This window comes from Mucilaginibacter corticis, assembly GCF_007558865.1.
Taxonomy (GTDB): Bacteria; Bacteroidota; Bacteroidia; order Sphingobacteriales; family Sphingobacteriaceae; genus Mucilaginibacter; species Mucilaginibacter corticis.
The window spans coordinates 39668-57988 of the sequence record NZ_VLPK01000003.1 but is presented as its reverse complement, the minus strand read 5'-3'; the positions used below and the strand labels follow the sequence as shown (position 1 = coordinate 57988).

16 protein-coding genes and 1 tRNA gene are annotated in these 18321 nt (G+C 39.2%); 12 read left to right on the top strand and 5 right to left on the bottom strand.

The window, feature by feature from the left end; all coding sequences use genetic code 11:
* From FO440_RS15530 to FO440_RS15520, 3 genes are all read left to right on the top strand, one after another.
* The gene (locus tag FO440_RS15530; protein WP_144249212.1) at positions 1-1056 is read left to right on the top strand and encodes a homoserine O-acetyltransferase family protein; all 1056 of its coding nucleotides are present in this window, start codon (positions 1-3) and stop codon (positions 1054-1056) included.
* Complete coding sequence (locus tag FO440_RS15525; protein ID WP_144249211.1) at positions 1056-2270, top strand: homoserine dehydrogenase; 1215 nt, start codon at positions 1056-1058, stop codon at positions 2268-2270. Before FO440_RS15530 ends, FO440_RS15525 begins: the two co-directional genes overlap by 1 nt.
* Before the next feature lie 264 nt (positions 2271-2534).
* Complete coding sequence (locus tag FO440_RS15520) at positions 2535-3575, top strand: CsgG/HfaB family protein (protein WP_144249210.1); 1041 nt, start codon at positions 2535-2537, stop codon at positions 3573-3575.
* Positions 3576-3659: 84 nt separating this feature from the next.
* On the opposite strand, the gene clpB is transcribed toward FO440_RS15520, so the two are convergent.
* Together clpB and FO440_RS15510 are read right to left on the bottom strand one after the other, a co-directional pair.
* The gene (gene clpB / locus FO440_RS15515) at positions 3660-6275 is read right to left on the bottom strand and encodes an ATP-dependent chaperone ClpB (protein WP_144249209.1); all 2616 of its coding nucleotides are present in this window, start codon (positions 6273-6275) and stop codon (positions 3660-3662) included.
* Between the two features lie 168 nt (positions 6276-6443).
* Positions 6444-7874, bottom strand: a complete 1431-nt coding sequence (locus FO440_RS15510; protein WP_144249208.1) for an ATP-dependent DNA helicase — start codon at positions 7872-7874, stop codon at positions 6444-6446.
* A gap of 1400 nt (positions 7875-9274) precedes the next feature.
* Here FO440_RS15510 and FO440_RS15505 point away from each other — a divergent pair.
* A complete protein-coding gene (locus FO440_RS15505) occupies positions 9275-9490 on the top strand; it encodes a hypothetical protein (RefSeq protein ID WP_144249207.1) in 216 nt (71 codons plus the stop codon).
* 158 nt (positions 9491-9648) lie between these two features.
* Here the strand turns inward: FO440_RS15505 and FO440_RS15500 are convergent, their stop codons facing one another.
* Positions 9649-9873, bottom strand: coding sequence for a hypothetical protein (locus FO440_RS15500; protein ID WP_144249206.1), 225 nt, complete (start codon positions 9871-9873; stop codon positions 9649-9651).
* Positions 9874-10160: 287 nt separating this feature from the next.
* Here FO440_RS15500 and FO440_RS15495 point away from each other — a divergent pair, with 287 nt between their 5' ends.
* The 4 genes from FO440_RS15495 to coaD are packed head-to-tail and all read left to right on the top strand — an operon-like array spanning position 10161 to position 13042.
* On the top strand, positions 10161-10970 hold the full coding sequence (locus tag FO440_RS15495; protein WP_144249205.1) for a DUF3822 family protein: 810 nt from the start codon (positions 10161-10163) through the stop codon (positions 10968-10970).
* Positions 10946-11479 (top strand): 16S rRNA (guanine(966)-N(2))-methyltransferase RsmD, encoded by a 534-nt coding sequence (rsmD, locus tag FO440_RS15490; RefSeq protein WP_144249204.1) that lies wholly within the window; start codon positions 10946-10948, stop codon positions 11477-11479. Before FO440_RS15495 ends, rsmD begins: the two co-directional genes overlap by 25 nt.
* 45 nt (positions 11480-11524) lie before the next feature.
* On the top strand, positions 11525-12535 hold the full coding sequence (locus FO440_RS15485) for a hypothetical protein (RefSeq protein ID WP_144249203.1): 1011 nt from the start codon (positions 11525-11527) through the stop codon (positions 12533-12535).
* Between the two features lie 45 nt (positions 12536-12580).
* Positions 12581-13042 (top strand): pantetheine-phosphate adenylyltransferase, encoded by a 462-nt coding sequence (coaD, locus tag FO440_RS15480; protein WP_144249202.1) that lies wholly within the window; start codon positions 12581-12583, stop codon positions 13040-13042.
* On the opposite strand, the gene FO440_RS15475 is transcribed toward coaD, so the two are convergent.
* On the bottom strand, positions 13011-13649 hold the full coding sequence (locus tag FO440_RS15475) for an NUDIX hydrolase (protein ID WP_144249201.1): 639 nt from the start codon (positions 13647-13649) through the stop codon (positions 13011-13013). The two genes, coaD and FO440_RS15475, sit on opposite strands and share 32 nt — an antisense overlap.
* Between FO440_RS15475 and pyrE the strand changes: the two genes are divergently transcribed.
* From pyrE to FO440_RS15460, 3 genes are all read left to right on the top strand, one after another.
* The gene (pyrE, locus tag FO440_RS15470) at positions 13648-14298 is read left to right on the top strand and encodes an orotate phosphoribosyltransferase (protein WP_144249200.1); all 651 of its coding nucleotides are present in this window, start codon (positions 13648-13650) and stop codon (positions 14296-14298) included. The two genes, FO440_RS15475 and pyrE, sit on opposite strands and share 2 nt — an antisense overlap.
* 7 nt (positions 14299-14305) lie before the next feature.
* Positions 14306-14707, top strand: a complete 402-nt coding sequence (locus tag FO440_RS15465) for an SRPBCC family protein (RefSeq protein WP_144249199.1) — start codon at positions 14306-14308, stop codon at positions 14705-14707.
* Positions 14708-14802: 95 nt separating this feature from the next.
* Positions 14803-16425 carry an ABC-F family ATP-binding cassette domain-containing protein gene (locus FO440_RS15460; RefSeq protein ID WP_144249198.1) on the top strand — a complete coding sequence of 541 codons (1623 nt, stop codon included), beginning with the start codon at positions 14803-14805 and terminating at the stop codon, positions 16423-16425.
* Positions 16426-16455: 30 nt separating this feature from the next.
* Here the strand turns inward: FO440_RS15460 and FO440_RS15455 are convergent, their stop codons facing one another.
* A complete protein-coding gene (locus FO440_RS15455; RefSeq protein ID WP_144249197.1) occupies positions 16456-17889 on the bottom strand; it encodes a family 43 glycosylhydrolase in 1434 nt (477 codons plus the stop codon).
* 193 nt (positions 17890-18082) lie between these two features.
* Between FO440_RS15455 and FO440_RS15450 the strand changes: the two genes are divergently transcribed.
* Positions 18083-18158 (top strand) — tRNA-Lys (locus FO440_RS15450).
* Positions 18159-18321 lie beyond the last annotated feature (163 nt).

Sequence of the window (18321 nt, the reverse complement as noted above, 5' to 3'; positions counted from 1 at the left end):
ATGGATACAGGTATATATAAACATTCACAACCATTTGAGCTTGAATCAGGCTTGCAACTGCAGGAACTTAAAGTAGCTTACCATACTTACGGTACATTAAATGCTGATAAAGATAACGTAGTATGGGTATGCCATGCGTTTACAGCAAACTCTGATGTGTTGGATTGGTGGAAGGGCCTATTTGGCGAAAAGGACTACTTTAACACGAACGAACATTTTATTGTTTGTGCCAATATGCTGGGTTCTGCCTATGGTACAAGCGGCCCGTTAAGCATTGACCCGGCAACAGGTCAACCTTATTATTTATCATTTCCGCAGGTTACTGTACGTGATATGATAAAAAGTCAGCAATTATTGGCTAAACATTTAGGTATTGAAGGTATCCATACTTTAATTGGCGGCTCGCTTGGCGGGCAGCAAGCAATGGAATGGGCCATCATTGAGCCTGGTTTTATAAAAAACTTGATCATCATAGCAGCCAACGCACGTCATTCGCCCTGGGGTATCGCATTTAATGAGTCGCAACGCCTGGCTATTGCCGCGGATGAAACCTTTAATGCAAATACACCTACGGGTGGTGCAAAGGGTTTAAAGGCTGCAAGGGCTATGGCCCTGCTCTCCTACCGTGGTTATAAAACCTATGGTATCAGGCAACAGGAAGACAATGACAGTGTTACCGATAATTATAAAGCATCCAGTTATCAAAATTACCAGGGCGATAAACTGGTTAACCGCTTTAACGCTTACAGCTATTGGTATTTAAGTAAATCAATGGACTCGCACAACGTAGGCCGTAATCGCGGCGGTATTGAGAAAGCTTTGGCTTTGATTACAGCGCGTACATTGGTTATCGGTATTAAGTCAGACCTGTTGTTCCCAATTGAAGAACAACAATACCTATTCAGGCATATCCCGAAATCCGCGTATGCTGAATTTGATTCGTATTACGGTCATGACGGATTTTTAATTGAGACAGAAGCATTAACTAATATAATTACATCATTTTTTAAAACAGACGTAAAAGGAAAGATCATCCAATTACAGCAAACCGCATAATGAGCAAAAAATTAAATATAGGCCTGTTTGGCTTCGGAGTTGTTGGCCAGGGTTTATACGATATCATCAAAACAAAAAATCTGAATCTTGAAATAAAAAAGATAGCTATTAAAGATGCTACCAAAAAACGCTCGCTACCAGAGCATTATTTCACTACTGATAAAAACGAGCTATTAAACAACCCCGAGATCAATACCATTATAGAATTGATCAACGATACAGAGGCTGCTTTCGATATTGTCTCTACGGCTTTAAAAACCGGCAAAAATGTGGTATCAGCCAGTAAAAAGATGATTGCTACTTATCTTGATGAGTTGATAGCGTTACAAAACGAATATGGCACCTCTTTACTTTATGAAGGTGCGGTTTGTGGCAGTATCCCTATCATCCGTAACCTGGAGGAATATTATGATAACGAATTGCTGCACTCTATCAGCGGGATCTTTAACGGTTCATCAAATTATATTCTTTCTAAAGGATTTTTAGAGAACTTAGATTACGCTTCGGCATTAAAACAAGCGCAGGACCTTGGTTTTGCAGAAACTGACCCTATCTCAGATGTAGGTGGTTTCGATTCTAAATATAAACTGGTAATAGCTGCGGCACACGCTTACGGCGTAGTGATAGATCCTAAAGATGTGTTTAATTTTGGCATCCAGAACTTAGGGGCAAATGATATCCAGTACGCTCGCGAAAAGAACCTGAAGATAAAACTGGTTCCGGTTGCTAAAGAACTGGACGACGCGCACGTAACCCTGTTTGTTTTACCAAAGTTTGTTACCGAAACTGAGTTTTTATATAACGTTGAATACGAATATAACGGTGTAACCGTACAGGCTGCGTTTGCAGACCAGCAATTCTTCTTCGGAAAAGGTGCGGGCGGCCACCCTACCGGATCGGCTGTGCTATCTGACATTGCAGCGCTGCGCTACGATTACCAATACGAATACAAGAAAACCAAAGAAAGTAAAGGTTTGAATTTCACCAATGATATCGAACTGAATATCTACTTGCGTTATGATAACGAGCAATTGGTTGATCTGCTTGATTTCAAAACCATTAATGAACGTTATTACTCGGGTACCTACAAATATGTTACCGGTAAAGTGAACCTGAAAAAGTTAATTGAGCACCAGGATGCTATCAACGCTGATAACGCGTTTATCGCTTTTGCTGATCAATTAGCCGGCATTAGTTTGGCCGCAATCGTATAACAACTTTAAAATTAAGATGTATTAAAGGAGCTTTACACAAGGCTCCTTTTTTTGTTTATAGATATTTAGATACATAAGCAAGCTTGAATATTGTTTAAGATAAGGTTTATAAAACTTTAATTTTTTATTAACAATGCTTTGATTATTAAATAATTATATAAATTTAATAGAAGGAAATCGCTAATTACTTAAAACGATTGCCTCATTATTTCACAATTAACAAACTTTAATTATTAATTATTTATCCCTAAAATCTAAACCAAGATGAAAAAAGCATTACTCTGTTTAATCACAATTATTTTGGCCACCGAGGCCTATGCACAAAAAGATGAAAAAGTAACTTACGAAGAAGTAAAGCAGCAATGCTCGGGCATGCCGCTTGAGAAACGGGCACGGATCAGTGTTACCCGTTTTAACGTAACCACTACCAGTGTAAACGACAAGAACGTTCAAAGAAACGCCAATGCCAATAACGGCCTTAAAGCGCTATCTATGCTTACAGGCGGTGGTGGTAATGCCCCAAGGGCAGATGAGATCCCGGTTACTTTGGGTGACAACATGGCCACCATGCTTACCAATGCATTACAAGGTGTAAACTGTTTCCGTGTTTTGGAAACGCTGAAAAACAATGATGATCTTACCCAGGAAATAAATGCAGGAACCACTGCCCTAAGTAGCAAAAAAGCACCAAAAGCAGGTAAACAACTCGGCGCGCAGATAGTAGCAACCGGCGAGGTAATTGAATACAGTGTAAAGGGCAAAGGTGTAAATGTAATGGGTGTTGGCGCCAGCAAAAAAGTGGTAAAGATAGGTTTTAACCTGAAACTGGTAAATCCGGAAACTCGTGATGTGATTACCTCAAAGGTGATCAGGGTTCAATCAAAAACAGGTAATAGTGTTTCGGTATTAGGTTTGGTATCGACAGACAACAGCGACCCTGCAGTTGCCGCAGTAATGGAAGACGGTGTTATACACGCGGTTGAATATATGGCCCATGTACGCGATTCATTAAATATTACTGCCGACAATATCCCGGGCAATACCAGCCATAACGGTGGTGTAAATGAAATTGAGGTAACGCTATCAAATGCGAACTATGCGTCATTTAACGGTCTTGCAGGTATGATCTCAACTATGCCTAACTACAAATCAATGGAAAAAGCTTTATCATCTGGCGTTGGTAGTTTTACCGTGAGCTATGGTGGTACAGCCGATGCTTTCCTTGATGAGTTGAGTAAAAAAATAGGTGCCAAATACGAAGTGACCGGGTTTGATTCGGGGAAAGTTGAAATGAAGGCAAAGTAATAACCATCATCAGTAATTCATAAAAAAGCCACCCGGTATATAAACGGGTGGCTTTTTAACTATATATGATGGGTTAATTATTTTTTATTTATCGGCAGTAGCATGCTCATTGGTGTTTAGAAATACGAACTGGTTATCAAACATATCCAGTTTTATCTTGCTGTCCTTATCAACCTTGCCAGCCAGTATTTGTTTAGACAATTCGTTTAATATTCTTTTCTGAATTACCCTTTTTAAAGGCCTTGCACCAAATTGCGGGTCATAACCCAATTGCGCCAGCCAGTCCAAAGCTTCTTCTGATGCTTCGATCTCTATGCCCATTTCTGCAAGCGTTTGCTGTACCTGGTTAAATTGCAGTTTCACGATATCACCAATCTCATCACGGCTAAGCGGGGTGAACATAATGATCTCGTCTATCCGGTTTAAAAACTCGGGCCTGATGGTTTGCTTCAACAGGTCAAATAACTGATTTTTAGTTTTGGCAATTACCTTCTCTTTATCACTATCCTCAAAATCCTGGAAATTCTCCTGTATAACATTCGAACCTATATTTGAGGTCATGATGATAATGGTGTTCTTAAAGTTCACTAACCGGCCTTTATTATCGGTTAAACGGCCATCATCCAATACTTGTAACAAGATGTTAAATACATCCGGGTGCGCTTTTTCAATCTCGTCTAAAAGTATAACACTATAAGGCCTGCGGCGTACTGCTTCTGTTAATTGTCCACCTTCATCATAGCCTACATATCCCGGGGGGGCACCAATCAGCCTTGACACAGCATGACGTTCTTGGTACTCGCTCATATCAATGCGCACCATAGCATGCTCGTCATTGAACAGGTATTCAGCCAAAGCTTTTGCCAGTTCTGTTTTTCCAACACCTGTGGTACCTAAAAATATAAATGATCCTATTGGTTTACGTTTATCCTGCAAACCTGCGCGGCTGCGGCGGATGGCATCACTGATAGCCTCGATAGCTTCATGCTGACCGGCAACACGTTTGTGTAGCTCATCCTCAAGATTCAGTAATTTCTCGCGTTCGCTTTGGATCATTTTTGAAACAGGAATGCCTGTCCAGCGTGAAACCACACCTGCAATATCGTCCGAAGTAACTTCCTCTTTCAGCATCCTGTTTTCAGACTGGTTACCTAACAAAGCATCCTTCAGCTTTTCAACTTCCTCCTGCGCTTCAACTATGCGACCATAGCGTAATTCGGCTACTTTCCCATAATCGCCGGCGCGTTCGGCCTGGTCTGCTTCCAGCTTATAATTTTCTATCTGCTCAACTTTAAGATTAATGCCATCTACCACATCTTTTTCACCCTGCCATTTGGCACGTAACGAGTCCCGCTCTGCGGATAGATTAGCAATCTCTTCACCTAATTCTTTTACACGCTTATCATCTTTCTCACGTTTTATCGCTTCGCGCTCAATCTCCAGTTGCATTATCCGGCGTTCAAGCTCATCAACAACTTCAGGTACAGAATCCATCTCTAAACGTAATTTAGAGGCAGCTTCGTCCATCAGGTCGATCGCTTTATCCGGCAGGAAACGATCAGAAATATATCGCTGCGACATTTCGACGGCGGCTATAATAGCTTCGTCTTTAATGCGCACTTTATGGTGCGCTTCGTAGCGTTCTTTTAAGCCACGCAAAATAGAAATCGCGTCGGCTGTATCAGGTTCATCAACCAGCACCATCTGGAAACGGCGTTCTAAGGCTTTATCCTTCTCAACGTATTTTTGATACTCATTCAGCGTTGTTGCGCCTATGGCTCTTAATTCGCCTCTTGCCAGGGCTGGTTTTAATATATTGGCTGCGTCCATAGCACCTTCGCCACCACCTGCGCCAACCAGGGTATGGATCTCATCTATAAACAAAATGATCTCGCCATCTGCCTGGGTAACTTCTTTAATAACGGCTTTTAAGCGCTCTTCAAACTCGCCTTTGTATTTGGCACCCGCAATAAGCGCGCCCATGTCAAGCGAATAAACTGTTTTAGTTTTTAAGCTTTCTGGTACGTCGCCTTTAATGATCCGGAAAGCGATGCCTTCTGCTATGGCAGTTTTACCTACACCAGGCTCACCAACTAAAATAGGGTTGTTTTTTGTACGGCGCGATAAGATCTGGATCACCCTTCTGATCTCTTCGTCTCGGCCGATTACCGGATCAAGCTTGCCTGATTCGGCATATTCATTTAAGTTACGGGCATATTTATTTAAAGCGTTATAAGTTGCTTCGGCATTTTGATCGGTAACTTTATTATCGCCACGCAAACTAATAATAGCTTTTTTCAGGTCTTTTTCGTTTACCCCGAAATCTTTAAGCGCGGCGCTGGTTTTATCGCTGACACTTAAAATACCTAACAGGATATGCTCGACAGATACAAACTCGTCTTTAAATTCTTTTAGGTAACCTGTAGCTTTTTGCAAAGCCGAATTAGAAGTAGATGATAAGTAAACGTTGCTGCCACTAACTTTCGGGAACGACGCTATCTGCTCATCCAAAATATCGTTTAACCTGTTAAGGTTAACATTTAGTTTTTTTAGTAAATAGGTTATAACATTCTCATCAACCAGTAATAAACCTTTTAGCAGGTGAGCGGGCTCAATTGCCTGCTGCTGATTACCGGTTGTAATCTCTGAAGCCTTTTGAACGGCTTCCTGGGCCTTTATGGTAAAATTGTTAAAATTCATAATTATTATTGTTGTATTAGCTTACAATCAAATCACTTGCCACAACCATGTTTATGAAATAATGGCATTCACTTTTTAAATAAAATGACTTTTTGTCTACGAATAATTGAAGAATCAGCCATTATAACAACAAGGCAGATGATTAAAAATTAACAGAAAACACCATTGTTAAAATGGCCGTTCAATAGGGGCACCGTAAAACTGATCGTTAAAATTAACCAGGAATAATTCTTTGGTCGCGCGGGTACAGGCGGTGTAGAACCATCTTAAAAAATCTGTATTTACCATATCGTCGGTAAGGTAGCCCTGGTCAACAAATACAGCATCCCACTGTCCGCCCTGCGCTTTATGGCAAGTAATGGCATAACCAAATTTTATTTGCAGGGCATTATAATATGGATTAAGTTTCAATTCCTGGTGCTTGGCGCGTTTGTTAGGGATGTGGTCGTAATCTTTCATTACTTCCAGGTAAAACCGTTTCTGGTCTATCGGTTGTAAAGCTGGTGATTCTGAATACAAAGTATCTAACAATACCTTGCAATCTAAAACCGGGTCTTCGGCATAATCAATAAATTCCAGTTGCACATCGGCAAATCTAAAGCCATACATATCCTCTATCCGACGTACTTTCCTGACCTTGGCTATATCGCCATTGGCAATAAAACCGGTGCTTCCCCCCTCCTGATCCTGCAGCCAGAAATAATTGTTTTTAACCACCATCAACTGGTCGCCGCCGGTTAGCTCTTCTTCGCGCCATAACAGTCGCGCACGGATCTGCTTGTTATAAAGGTTAGCGTTTTTGTTTGAGCGGCATATTACCAGTGTATTTTCATTGCCATATTTATTGTAGGCGTATTCCAATCCCTCTTCCAATCGCTCGCCTGTCATCCTGAAAACATCGGTATAACCTTTGGTAGTTATTTTGGGTATGATCTCTTTTTCCTGGCGGATGATATCACGGATGCGGGTGGCATTATATAAGATCCCGGAGTCTTTACCCTGGCGCAATACATCAGTCAGTTCATAACTGAATACGGTAAGGCTATAATCTAATTTCATTAACTGCTCGTCGAGCGCCGGGCTGCTGTAAGAACCTACCGGGGGTAATTGCGCGGTGTCGCCAACCAGCATCAGCTTACAGTTTTTTTTATTATAAACATATTTAACTAAGTCATGCAGTAAGGTATCACGATTATTGCCGCTAAGCTGATCTGATATCATTGATGCCTCGTCAATAATAAAAAGAGTATTGCTTGCCAGGTTATCAGAAATTGTGAACGATTCATCAACATTCAACGCTGTTTTTTTGCGATAGATGCGCTTATGGATGGTAAATGCCTTACGCCCCGAATAACTTGTGATCACCTTTGCAGCGCGCCCTGTTGGTGCCAATAGTACCGATTTGTAGTTGTAACTTCTTAACGCTTTTACTAACGCACCGACAATGGTGGTTTTACCTGTGCCGGCATATCCTTTTAATATAAAACACTCATCGCCATCATCTTTTAACAAAAAGGTATTTAACCTGCTAAACAGTTCTTGTTGCTGGGCTGTAGGTTCGTGCGGAAAGGCTTTACGGATCTGATCTGTTGTTGACACATAGCAAAAATGCGGATTACTGATCTAAGTAAAGAATAATTTGAGCCAAATGGTCAAAGCAAAAAGGCTGACCATTCCTGATCAGCCCTTTTTTCAATGAATAATTGATCAATAATACCCCTACTATTAATCATATATAATAAATGCAACTAATTGAATATTGTTTTTGATTGACGAATGCCCCGTCGTCAAGTTTAGACCATAATCATGTTCACGTAGCAATCATGTATAAACTATGGGTTAAACCTAAATTTACCTAATAAACAAGCTTAACTAATGAACTAAGAATAAAAAACAGTAAATAAGAAATGTAATTTTCATAGAAATAACTATTGCTTTGATATTGATTTCTGTCCCTTCGGGTGGATACCCATTATTAAAGATTAAACTAAACATTGAATTTGCAGTAATAAGCTGATTATCCTGCCTTCTTTTAACGGAAGCCATATCTGATTAATTTTAGGTTAATTATTCTGAGAAATCGAAACTAATAATTAATATTTTAATTGGATATAGATATTCCCCAAATGTTTAAAATATATTTTTTACCATGCGTGGAACGCATGTGTAAACTCCGAGAGTTTGCAGTATATTACCTCTTCAGTAACACCTCAAAATGTTGAGCCAAGGTATAAACAACGTTACATACAAGCACCCATATTACAACTATCCTCATTTTATTAAACAATTAAATTTTTCAGTGGGTGAGAATAATAACACTGATTATTTCTAATAGTTTTTTATAAAAATAAATTTAATGAAAAGCCCATGTCATCTTGCAGGGGCTTTTTTGTAAATCAATGAAATTTGGTTATTAAATAGGTGTCAATACCGGCGTTTATTTGCTTGATATTTATTTGCGCTTAATATGGCAAATGATAAAGCAAATGCCGCCACTGTCAAGAGGGTAGTATAAAATGTGTATAATACAAGTAACAGGGATGTTGAAATAAAGGATATCCCATAGGTAAGTTTATTCAGTAATATTTTTTGGTAAAGTGCAATCATACTGTTAAGGTTAGGTCATTCAATTTTAAAAGTTATTAATTAATCAGACTTACATAATATTCTCTCTATATATCTGATTTGAGATAATATCTTGTGGTCAGGCTGTAATACGTCTCGTAGGCAATAATTGTTTCAACCACCGGGGTTGATCGTCATATATGATTTTGCCAGGCTTAGACCCGCTAATATTAAACCGTTTTTGAATTCAGCTTAGGCTGTAATTATTATCTCGCCAAAGTTCATTTTATTTTTTTTCAAATAATTTAATCTATTAAAAAAGAGTTAATTTATTCCTAACATCTCTAACTATCAGTATTTTATCACAAAAAAGTTACCAAATATTTTTTTCGATTTTTTACGTGAATGTATTTTTGTACCAAAACCCTTAAACTATGATTAACACACCCCTACCTACCCTTGTGGATGAAATAAATGAAACGTTGACTGATGGCAATAAGGCTATTTTACATCAGGATACTATCAGATTTATTATCAATGATTCAGATAGTAAAGTAATGAAATTAATTGAGTTTATGGATTTGCTTGAAACCTTAACCGGACAATCTGCAAATGATTTTAGCTTTGATGTTGCCTATAAAAGCGAATAAAAAAGCTAAAAACCCGCCCCCAATGGCAGGTTAATAGCTCATTCAAATTTTATTAGACTACGTCAAAATTCGTGCAATAATTTCAAACAAGGGTATGCAATCCTGACATCTTATTAAGTAGAATTAACATTGAAATTATTTCCATGCCTTTGGCATTATTAAGCCGGGTTTAAATCTATCTTTTGGTCAAACGTTAGTTTGATTTGTTCCAGATAATTTAGCTTCTCATTAACGGCAGCGTATAAACTTTGTATGATAGTTTCTTCAGCTTCTAAAATGTAACTGTAACTTACATAAGTTATTTTAATGGCGTGGCGGGGTATTGTTTCTACAACTGCTTTTAGTACTTTTTCGTATGCTGTTTGTGGTATTCTTATAGTCATAGTTTTTTAGGGTTGCGTGTATATCAACGTTCTTATTATTGATTATGTTGTTTAAGAATAATATTTTTTTATCCCCGGGCACGTTATAGCGAAGATCTGATCTCCCGGATATTTCACACTATATCGATGAACCATTTTTGTTATCTTTGTTCTTTCAAAGCCTGGGTTTTTAAAACAAAGCCTGCCATAATGATGAATAAATATAGTATTCTGTCCTTTGAAGCCCATTTCATTATTTTATGCAGGAAACAGCAAAATAATAAAAGAATATTACTTTTGTTAACAGCATGAGCGAACAAAACACTTTCCGCGATCTTTCATTTGACCTTAACCGGTCGGCCTATTACAGGTTATTGCTACAAATTGATTCCAATTCTTTTTCGTATGCCATAACTTATGAAAAAGAATTAGTTGCATTGGGAACAGATTATGGCTTAAGTGAGTTATCAGATCCGCAGGATCTGGCTGAAGAATTAGCGGTAAACTACAAAGAGATAATTATTGGTTTAAAAGGAAGTGGTTTTACGTTGGTGCCCGCCCCGCTTTTCAACGAAGACCAGATTGCCAACTATGCCCTGCTGCTTGATGTAAAATCTAACGAAAAAGTTTTAGCACAAAGACTGGATAAACAAAACTTTATAATTTATAAAGTCGACGAAAAAACAGTTGCAGCGGTTCAGCATTTCGGCCTGGACAAAATTGTGTATTCAGGCAAAGGCCTGATTGCGGCAATAGCTCAAGCCTCACCTTTAAACAACCAACTTTACCTGTATGCGGAAAACGGCAAAGTCGATTTTCTGTATTTCAAAGATAATAACATCCGTTTTTACAACAGTTTTGAGTTTACCGACGAAAACGACATTGCTTATTTTTCCGCGTTTGTGAGCGAAGAATTAGGTTTATCACCTAACCAGGTTAATCTTAAATTAAGCGGCAATATTGCTTCCGAAGGAAAATACAACGCGCTTTTAAGCAGGTTTTTTGAGTCAGTTTCTTCATTTGACCCGCAAATTTTAGAATTACCGGGACACATCAACTCAAAACAAATATTGAATTTAGCGGCATTGACTCTATGCGTATCATCGGAGGTACTTTAAAGGGTCTGAGGCTTAACCCGCCAAAAAATTTACCTGTACGCCCCACTACTGATCTTGCAAAAGAAGCGCTGTTCAATATCCTGCAAAATCAAATAGAATTTGACAACATAAAAGTACTTGACCTTTTTTGTGGTACGGGTAATATCTCTTATGAATTTGCTTCTCGCGGGGCAGATCAGGTCATTGCTGTTGATCGCAGCATCCATTGCATTAATTATGTTAAGGACATTGCACGCCAACACGGCTTAACACAAATAAAAACCTACAAAGCTGACATTTTCAAATACCTGCAGCTTGAAACCGAGCAATATAACTTGGTATTTGCCGACCCGCCATATGATCTGAACCATATACCTGAAATACCTAAGATTATATTTGACAAAAATCTTCTGCTGCCGGATGGCTTACTGATCGTAGAGCATCAGTCAATGCAAAACTTGAGCAACCACCCTGCTTTTGTAGAACAACGAAAATATGGACATTCATCATTTTCATTCTTTAAAAATTAATAATATTGCGTTTTTAATCCCCCCGACTTGTACCAATTTTAACAAATGAAAAGAAATATTATATATCTATTATTTGCCACCTGCTTTATTGTGTCAATGCAAAGTTGTCATTCAGACAAAACCGGCACCTGGACTAATGGCGATATAAACAGCGACGTTAAAAAGCAAATAGCTGATCTGAACCAAAAACTTTTTACCGGCATAATGACCAAAAATATTGGCGCGGTAAAGGCATTGTTATCTGCCCAATTGGTTAAAAGGGCAAAAGGCAATCTTGATAGCATTATAAACAGATCGGCTAAAAAATATGAGGCAAAAGATTACGAGGTACTTGATGAGTATTATAAAGTAAATACTACCGCTAATATACCTGATACCATCACGTCAAATAAAGGAAACGACGCGGATTATATATTATCTTATAAAGCAGTAAATGAGCAGACATATATATCTTTACTGGTAACCAAGAACCTACCTGTTAATTGTTTAATAACGGTTATTTATGGAAAATATGGAGATAACTGGAAAATAAACATCCTGCAGATTGGTGATTACAATATTCTTAATAAAACACCCCAGGAATATTACAAAACTGCTTTAGGCCTTTATAACGGAGGTGATTTGCTGGACGCTACAAACAATATGATCCTGGTATCGCAATTAGTTAACCCTGGTGGCGACCGCTTTACGTACAAAAACAATAGCGAAATGAAGATCTTTTATTCAAAAATAATTGACGAAGCAAATGCCAGGTACCAATTCCCGTTTATAATTGGCCTGGTTAAAACTAAACCGCAAATTTTTTCTATCAGCCCGGAGATAATGGAAGAGGAAGGTCATAAAGGTGTTTTCCCTTTGATCGGTTATAAGTCGGCAATTAAATTGACGGACAGCGTTGCTTTAAAGGCAGAGAACCAGGAAATTCAAAAAGCGATAGGGAGATTATTTAAAGGGATTGACCAAAACAATAGCAACATATTTTACCAGGCGTATAACAATATCCCCAACGGAAAGACGCCGGCGCCGCATTACGGATTTATCCAAAAATTAAGGTAGAACTAAACCATATTAGATTTATCTTTACGTAAAATACAACAGACCATGAAAATAGCCCTTTTCCCCGGATCGTTTGACCCGGTTACCAAAGCTCATGTTGATATTGTGAAAAGATCGGTAGGCTTATTTGATAAAATTTATATAGGTATTGGCAGCAACAGCGCCAAACCAGGTTTTTTAAGTATAGAAAAACGCGAGCAGATGCTCAGGGCCATTTTTGAAACTGAGCCTAAAATTCATATCATAGCTTACGAAGGCTTAACGGTTAATTTTTGTAAAAGTATTGGCGCCGCTTATATGATCCGAGGCATCCGTACGGTATCTGATTTTGAATATGAAAAAGCCATAGCCCAAATGAATCATTCGCTTATGCCGGATATCGAAAGTATTTTTATTGTAAGCAAACCGGGTTACTCATCTATCAGTTCGACTATTGTACGCGAGATATTGCGCTACAACGGCGATGTAAGCCAGTTTATTCCGAAAGAAGCACTGGCTTATCTGTAATCAGATCCATTGCTGCCAATACATCAAGAATAGACGGGAAAGTATTACTCAATATCGCATCAATGTCATTTGGTTTAAACCAGCGTACGTCTGTTATCCCCTCTTCTTTTTGTGGCTTTAACTTGTTCTGGCCTTTCGCTTTCATTTTATACCAATGGGTTTTCTTTAAAACCACCTCGTCCTTATAAATATAAACATGGTAAGTTTTGCAGATCTTTTTGCCAAGTTTATTAACAACTATGTTGCACTCCTCTTCTACCTCGCGCACGGCGGCTTCTTTAACAGTTTCGCCTTTTTCAATTTTTCCTTTGGGCAGGTCCCATTTATCATTACGATAGATGAATAAAAGGTCGCGGTTTTCATTTTTCACCAGGCCGCCTGCCGCTTCAATAACAGTAACACTCTGCTTAACCTGTTTTAAAAATGCTTTGGCATCTTTACACAGAACATAAAACAGTTCGCTTTTATGGGCCAATATCCAGGTATAAATTATTTTAAGATCAAATGTCTGGCTATCAATCTTTTGATAATTAGCTGTTTGAATTGGTTCAGATTCTGTTAATAAGATAACTTTCTGGTTAATATAAATTCTGTATTTTTGAGCCATGTTTAATATTAGTGAAACCGAACAACAGGTAGCGGAATTTCTGTTGCAAATTAAAGCAATTAAATTACAACCTAATAATCCTTTTACATGGGCATCGGGCTGGAAATCGCCAATTTATTGCGATAACCGGATTACACTGTCTCATCCCCCTATACGTACTTACATTCGCCAGCAATTAACTAAAGCTATCCAGGAAAAATTTGGTTCTGTAGGCTGTATTGCAGGTGTTGCTACTGCAGGCATCCCTCAAGGTGCATTGGTAGCTCAGGAACTTGGATTACCTTTTATTTATGTTCGGTCAAAACCAAAAGAACACGGCCGCGGGAATATGATCGAAGGCGATATACTTACCGGTAAGCGTGTAGTGGTTATTGAAGACCTGATATCGACCGGCGGCAGTAGTTTACAGGCTGTAGCTGCTTTGCGCGAAGCGGGTTATGATGTAGCTGGTTTAGCCGCAATATTCAGCTATGGCTTTGATATAGCTACCGAGAATTTCAAGGCCGCCAATTGCCCTTTTATTACGCTTTCAAATTATTCGGCATTAATTAATTATGCCGAGCAGCATCAATACATTTCACGCAAAGATGTTGAGATTTTAAGAGAGTGGCGCGAAAGCCCGTCAACCTGGGGAACGGAAACTGCTTAATAACAATATGACAACTTTCGAAAGTAAAAAGGTTATAAACGCTTCGCCGGAAGCTGTTTATGGTTTCTTATCTGACTTTAATAACCATGGGCAGTTAATGCCTGATAGTGTACAAAACTGGTCAGCCAGCTATAATGAGGCCGGTTTTACGGTACAAAATACCATTAAACTATCGTTACGGATCACCGAGCGCGTAGAAAATAAGGCAGTAAATATCACAGCAGTTGATAACCCACCTTTCCCGGTACAACTTAACTGGGTGCTTGAAGCAGACAGCGATAAAACAAACGTAACATTCAGCATTACTGCTGAATTAAACATGATGATGAAACTGGTAGCATCAGGTCCGCTTCAAAAACTGGCAGATCATGAAACAGAAAGCCTTGAATCCTTAATGAGGATAAGTTAATGTCGCCATCTACCACAATTCGCTTAACTAATCTCTAATCTCCAACCGCTAATCACTAAAAAAAACCTACCTTTGCCGCAAATTACAGGTGCAGCATGATCAATGTATCAAATCTAACTTTACGCTATGGTAAGCGTACTTTATTTGAAGATGTTAATTTAAAATTTACCCAGGGTAACTGCTACGGCATTATTGGTGCCAATGGCGCGGGTAAATCAACATTTTTAAAAATTCTTTCGGGCGAGGTTGACCCAACCAGCGGATCGGTGGCCTTTACCCCCGGCGAGCGTATGGCAGTTTTAAGCCAGAACCACTATGCTTTTGATGAGTTCCCGGTTATTGAAACTGTGATGATGGGCCACAAGGAGATGTATGCAATAATGAAGGAAAAAGATGCCATCTACCTTAAAGAAGATTTTACAGATGCCGATGGCGAGCGCGCAGGCGAACTGGAAAACCTTTTTGCCGAAATGGATGGCTGGAATGCAGAAAGCAATGCCGCTACCTTATTAAGTAATTTAGGTATTAAAGAAGAGTTTCATTACCAGTTGGTAAAAGATCTGGACAGTACACAAAAAGTACGTGTATTATTGGCCCAGGCGCTTTTTGGCAATCCTGATATACTGATCCTGGATGAGCCTACCAACGATTTGGATATTCATACCGTTAGCTGGCTGGAAGATTTCCTGGCAACCTATGAAGCTATTGTATTAGTAGTATCGCACGACAGACACTTCCTGGATTCGGTTTGTACGCATATTGTGGATATTGACTTTGGTAAAATGACCATCTTTACGGGTAACTACTCTTTCTGGTACGAATCAAGCCAGTTGGCCTTGAAACAACGTGCCGATCAGAATAAAAAAGCTGAGGACAGGGTTAAAGAGTTACAGGAGTTTATCCGCAGGTTTAGTGCCAACGCATCAAAATCAAAACAGGCAACCAGCCGTAAAAAGGCTTTGGATAAGATCAATCTGGACGAGATCCAACCGTCAAACCGTAAATATCCGGGAATTATCTTTAACAACCAGGGACGCGAAGCCGGCGACCAAATCTTACAGATAGAAGGATTGAGTAAAACACTTAACGGTGAAGTGTTATTTAAAGACATCAACCTGATGGTTAATAAAGGCGATAAGATCGCTGTATTGTCTAACAATAGCTTAGCCACTACTGCTTTCTACAATATATTAACCGGTCGTGATAAAGATTTTAAAGGCGAGTTTAAGTGGGGCGTAACCATTAACCCGGCCGATATCCCGATGGATAATACCGAATATTTTAAAGATAATAACGAAAACCTGATAGACTGGTTGCGTGAATTCTCACCAGGCGAAAAGGACGATCAGTTTATCCGTGGTTTCCTGGGCCGTATGTTATTTTCGGGCGAGGAAGTACTGAAAAAAAGCTCGGTATTATCAGGTGGTGAAAAAATGCGTTGTATGTTTAGCCGTATGATGCTGCAATCAGCCAATTTGCTGCTATTTGATGAACCTACCAACCACCTTGACCTGGAATCTATCACCGCACTGAATAACGGCATGAAGGACTTCAGAGGCACTATCCTATTCACTTCACGGGATCATGAGTTGGTTGAAACCGTTGCTAACCGCATTGTGGAATTAACCCCTGGTGGTGTTATAGACAAACTGATGAGCTACGACGAGTACATCAATAGTGACGCTATTGAAAAACTGAAAGAAGAACGTTACGCCTAAACGCAACGTGTGTTAATTATAGCAAGCAAGTTATTTGCTTGCTATAGTTAACTTATATAAAAATGCAGGTTCGGCACTATCCTTCGTCGCCCTGTCATACTCCAAACCATAACATCCTTTTGAAATAGTAGAGCTTATGCTGATAGTATAGGTTTTACCGGCTATAACCTTAATTTCAGGATGCAAAACCAGATTCTTAGGTGACCAGCTTAATCTACCGGCGTTCACGGTAAATGATTTTAAAGGCTGATCACTACCTTCTGCAGAAATAGTTATCTGTAATTCTGCGTCGGGATAAGCCGATTTGAAAGTTGATAGGCTGAGATTGGTTAACAAACCGGTTTTAGCAGCTTTAAAACTTGTGGTACGCTTAGTTGCAGCGTTAATATCGCAACCCGGCGCATAATTCAAGCTCTCGTCTGTTTTGGTACTTCCGGGCACAGCTACGGTATTTTGACAGGCTATAGGTTTTATAGAACCATCTTCATTAAATTTTAATGGCGCCCAGTAATAATTAGCCAGCGATTCATTCTTTGCAGCATTGTTCCACAGATCGCTTCCAAATAAAAACACATCACCTGTTTTTAGTTTAATGGATGACACAAACGAAGGTTGCCCACCGCATGAATTATCACTGATCTTAATCCCTTCTGACCATGGACCTAATGGCGATTTAGCAGTACGATAAGACGCACCCGTTCCGCCACAATAACCGCAGTTTGGGTCTGAGTATATCAGGTAATAAATTCCCTTCCGCTTAAATAAGGCCGGGGCTTCTGTGCTTTCCTTGGTTACTGCCTGCACCACTTTGCCTGTGCCGGTAAGATAATCATCACTCAATTGTTCAATAGCGATAGCTCCTTTGGCATGCCAATCCGTATAAGCCAAATAAGCTTTCCCGTCGTCGTCTACAAAGGTGTCATGGTCGCCGTTGTTTAAGCCTCCCACAGCAGCGTCGGCATTTACAGCCAGTTTCGGTTCTGCCTGCTCAACGAATGGGCCGACAGGGGTTTTACTTGTAAATACACGATAACCCACACGATTATCATAAACATTTATCCAGAGCACGTACAATTTAGTTTTGCTGTTATAGATAACATGTGGCCTGAAACAGCCATAAGTATTGCCATTACAACGTGTTTGCCAAACCGGTGTACTGGCATCAAACAAAGTACCTTTATCTGTCCAAGTCACCATATCTTTAGATGAATAAACCTCAAATCCACAAAATGGCGCGTCTTTATGGCCCCATTCAAACCCGCAACCATAACTGGTGCCATACAAGTAATAAGTACCGTTAAAATAAGCTATCTCTCCATCGTGCGCATCAACAGCATCGCCCAGTTTACTAAACTTGGTTACCTGTTCACCCTTTTTATTGAAGTTGCTAAAAGTTTGCGCAGTTAATGAGAAAGGCAGGCAAACTACGGCCAACCAAAAAAATACCTTGTGTTTAAGATTCATTTTTAAAAGTAGCAACTATCCCGGTAAATAGAAATAATAAAAATAAATGATTGAGCAGGATGCGCTGATTCGCAAGCCCGATGTTTATTGATCAATTGTACTTTGAACCAATTGGGTATCGTTTTAAATAATAACAACAAACTAAGTTGACAATTTATTATATTGCTGTATATTTGCCACCCGGTCAAAATCAGACTTGGTAGCTCAGCCGGTAGAGCAACTGACTCTTAATCAGTGGGTCGAGAGTTCGATCCTCTCCCAGGTCACCACTTAAATAAAAAACCGCTCCTAATTACGTTAGAAGCGGTTTTATTTTTTTAAGCTACTTCCAAATATTTTCTGATCTAAAACCTATTCAATTATTGATTTTAATTATTATTATAATTTGACTTTTCCTTTTATGTAACTTTAACATAAGCTATTATAAATCAA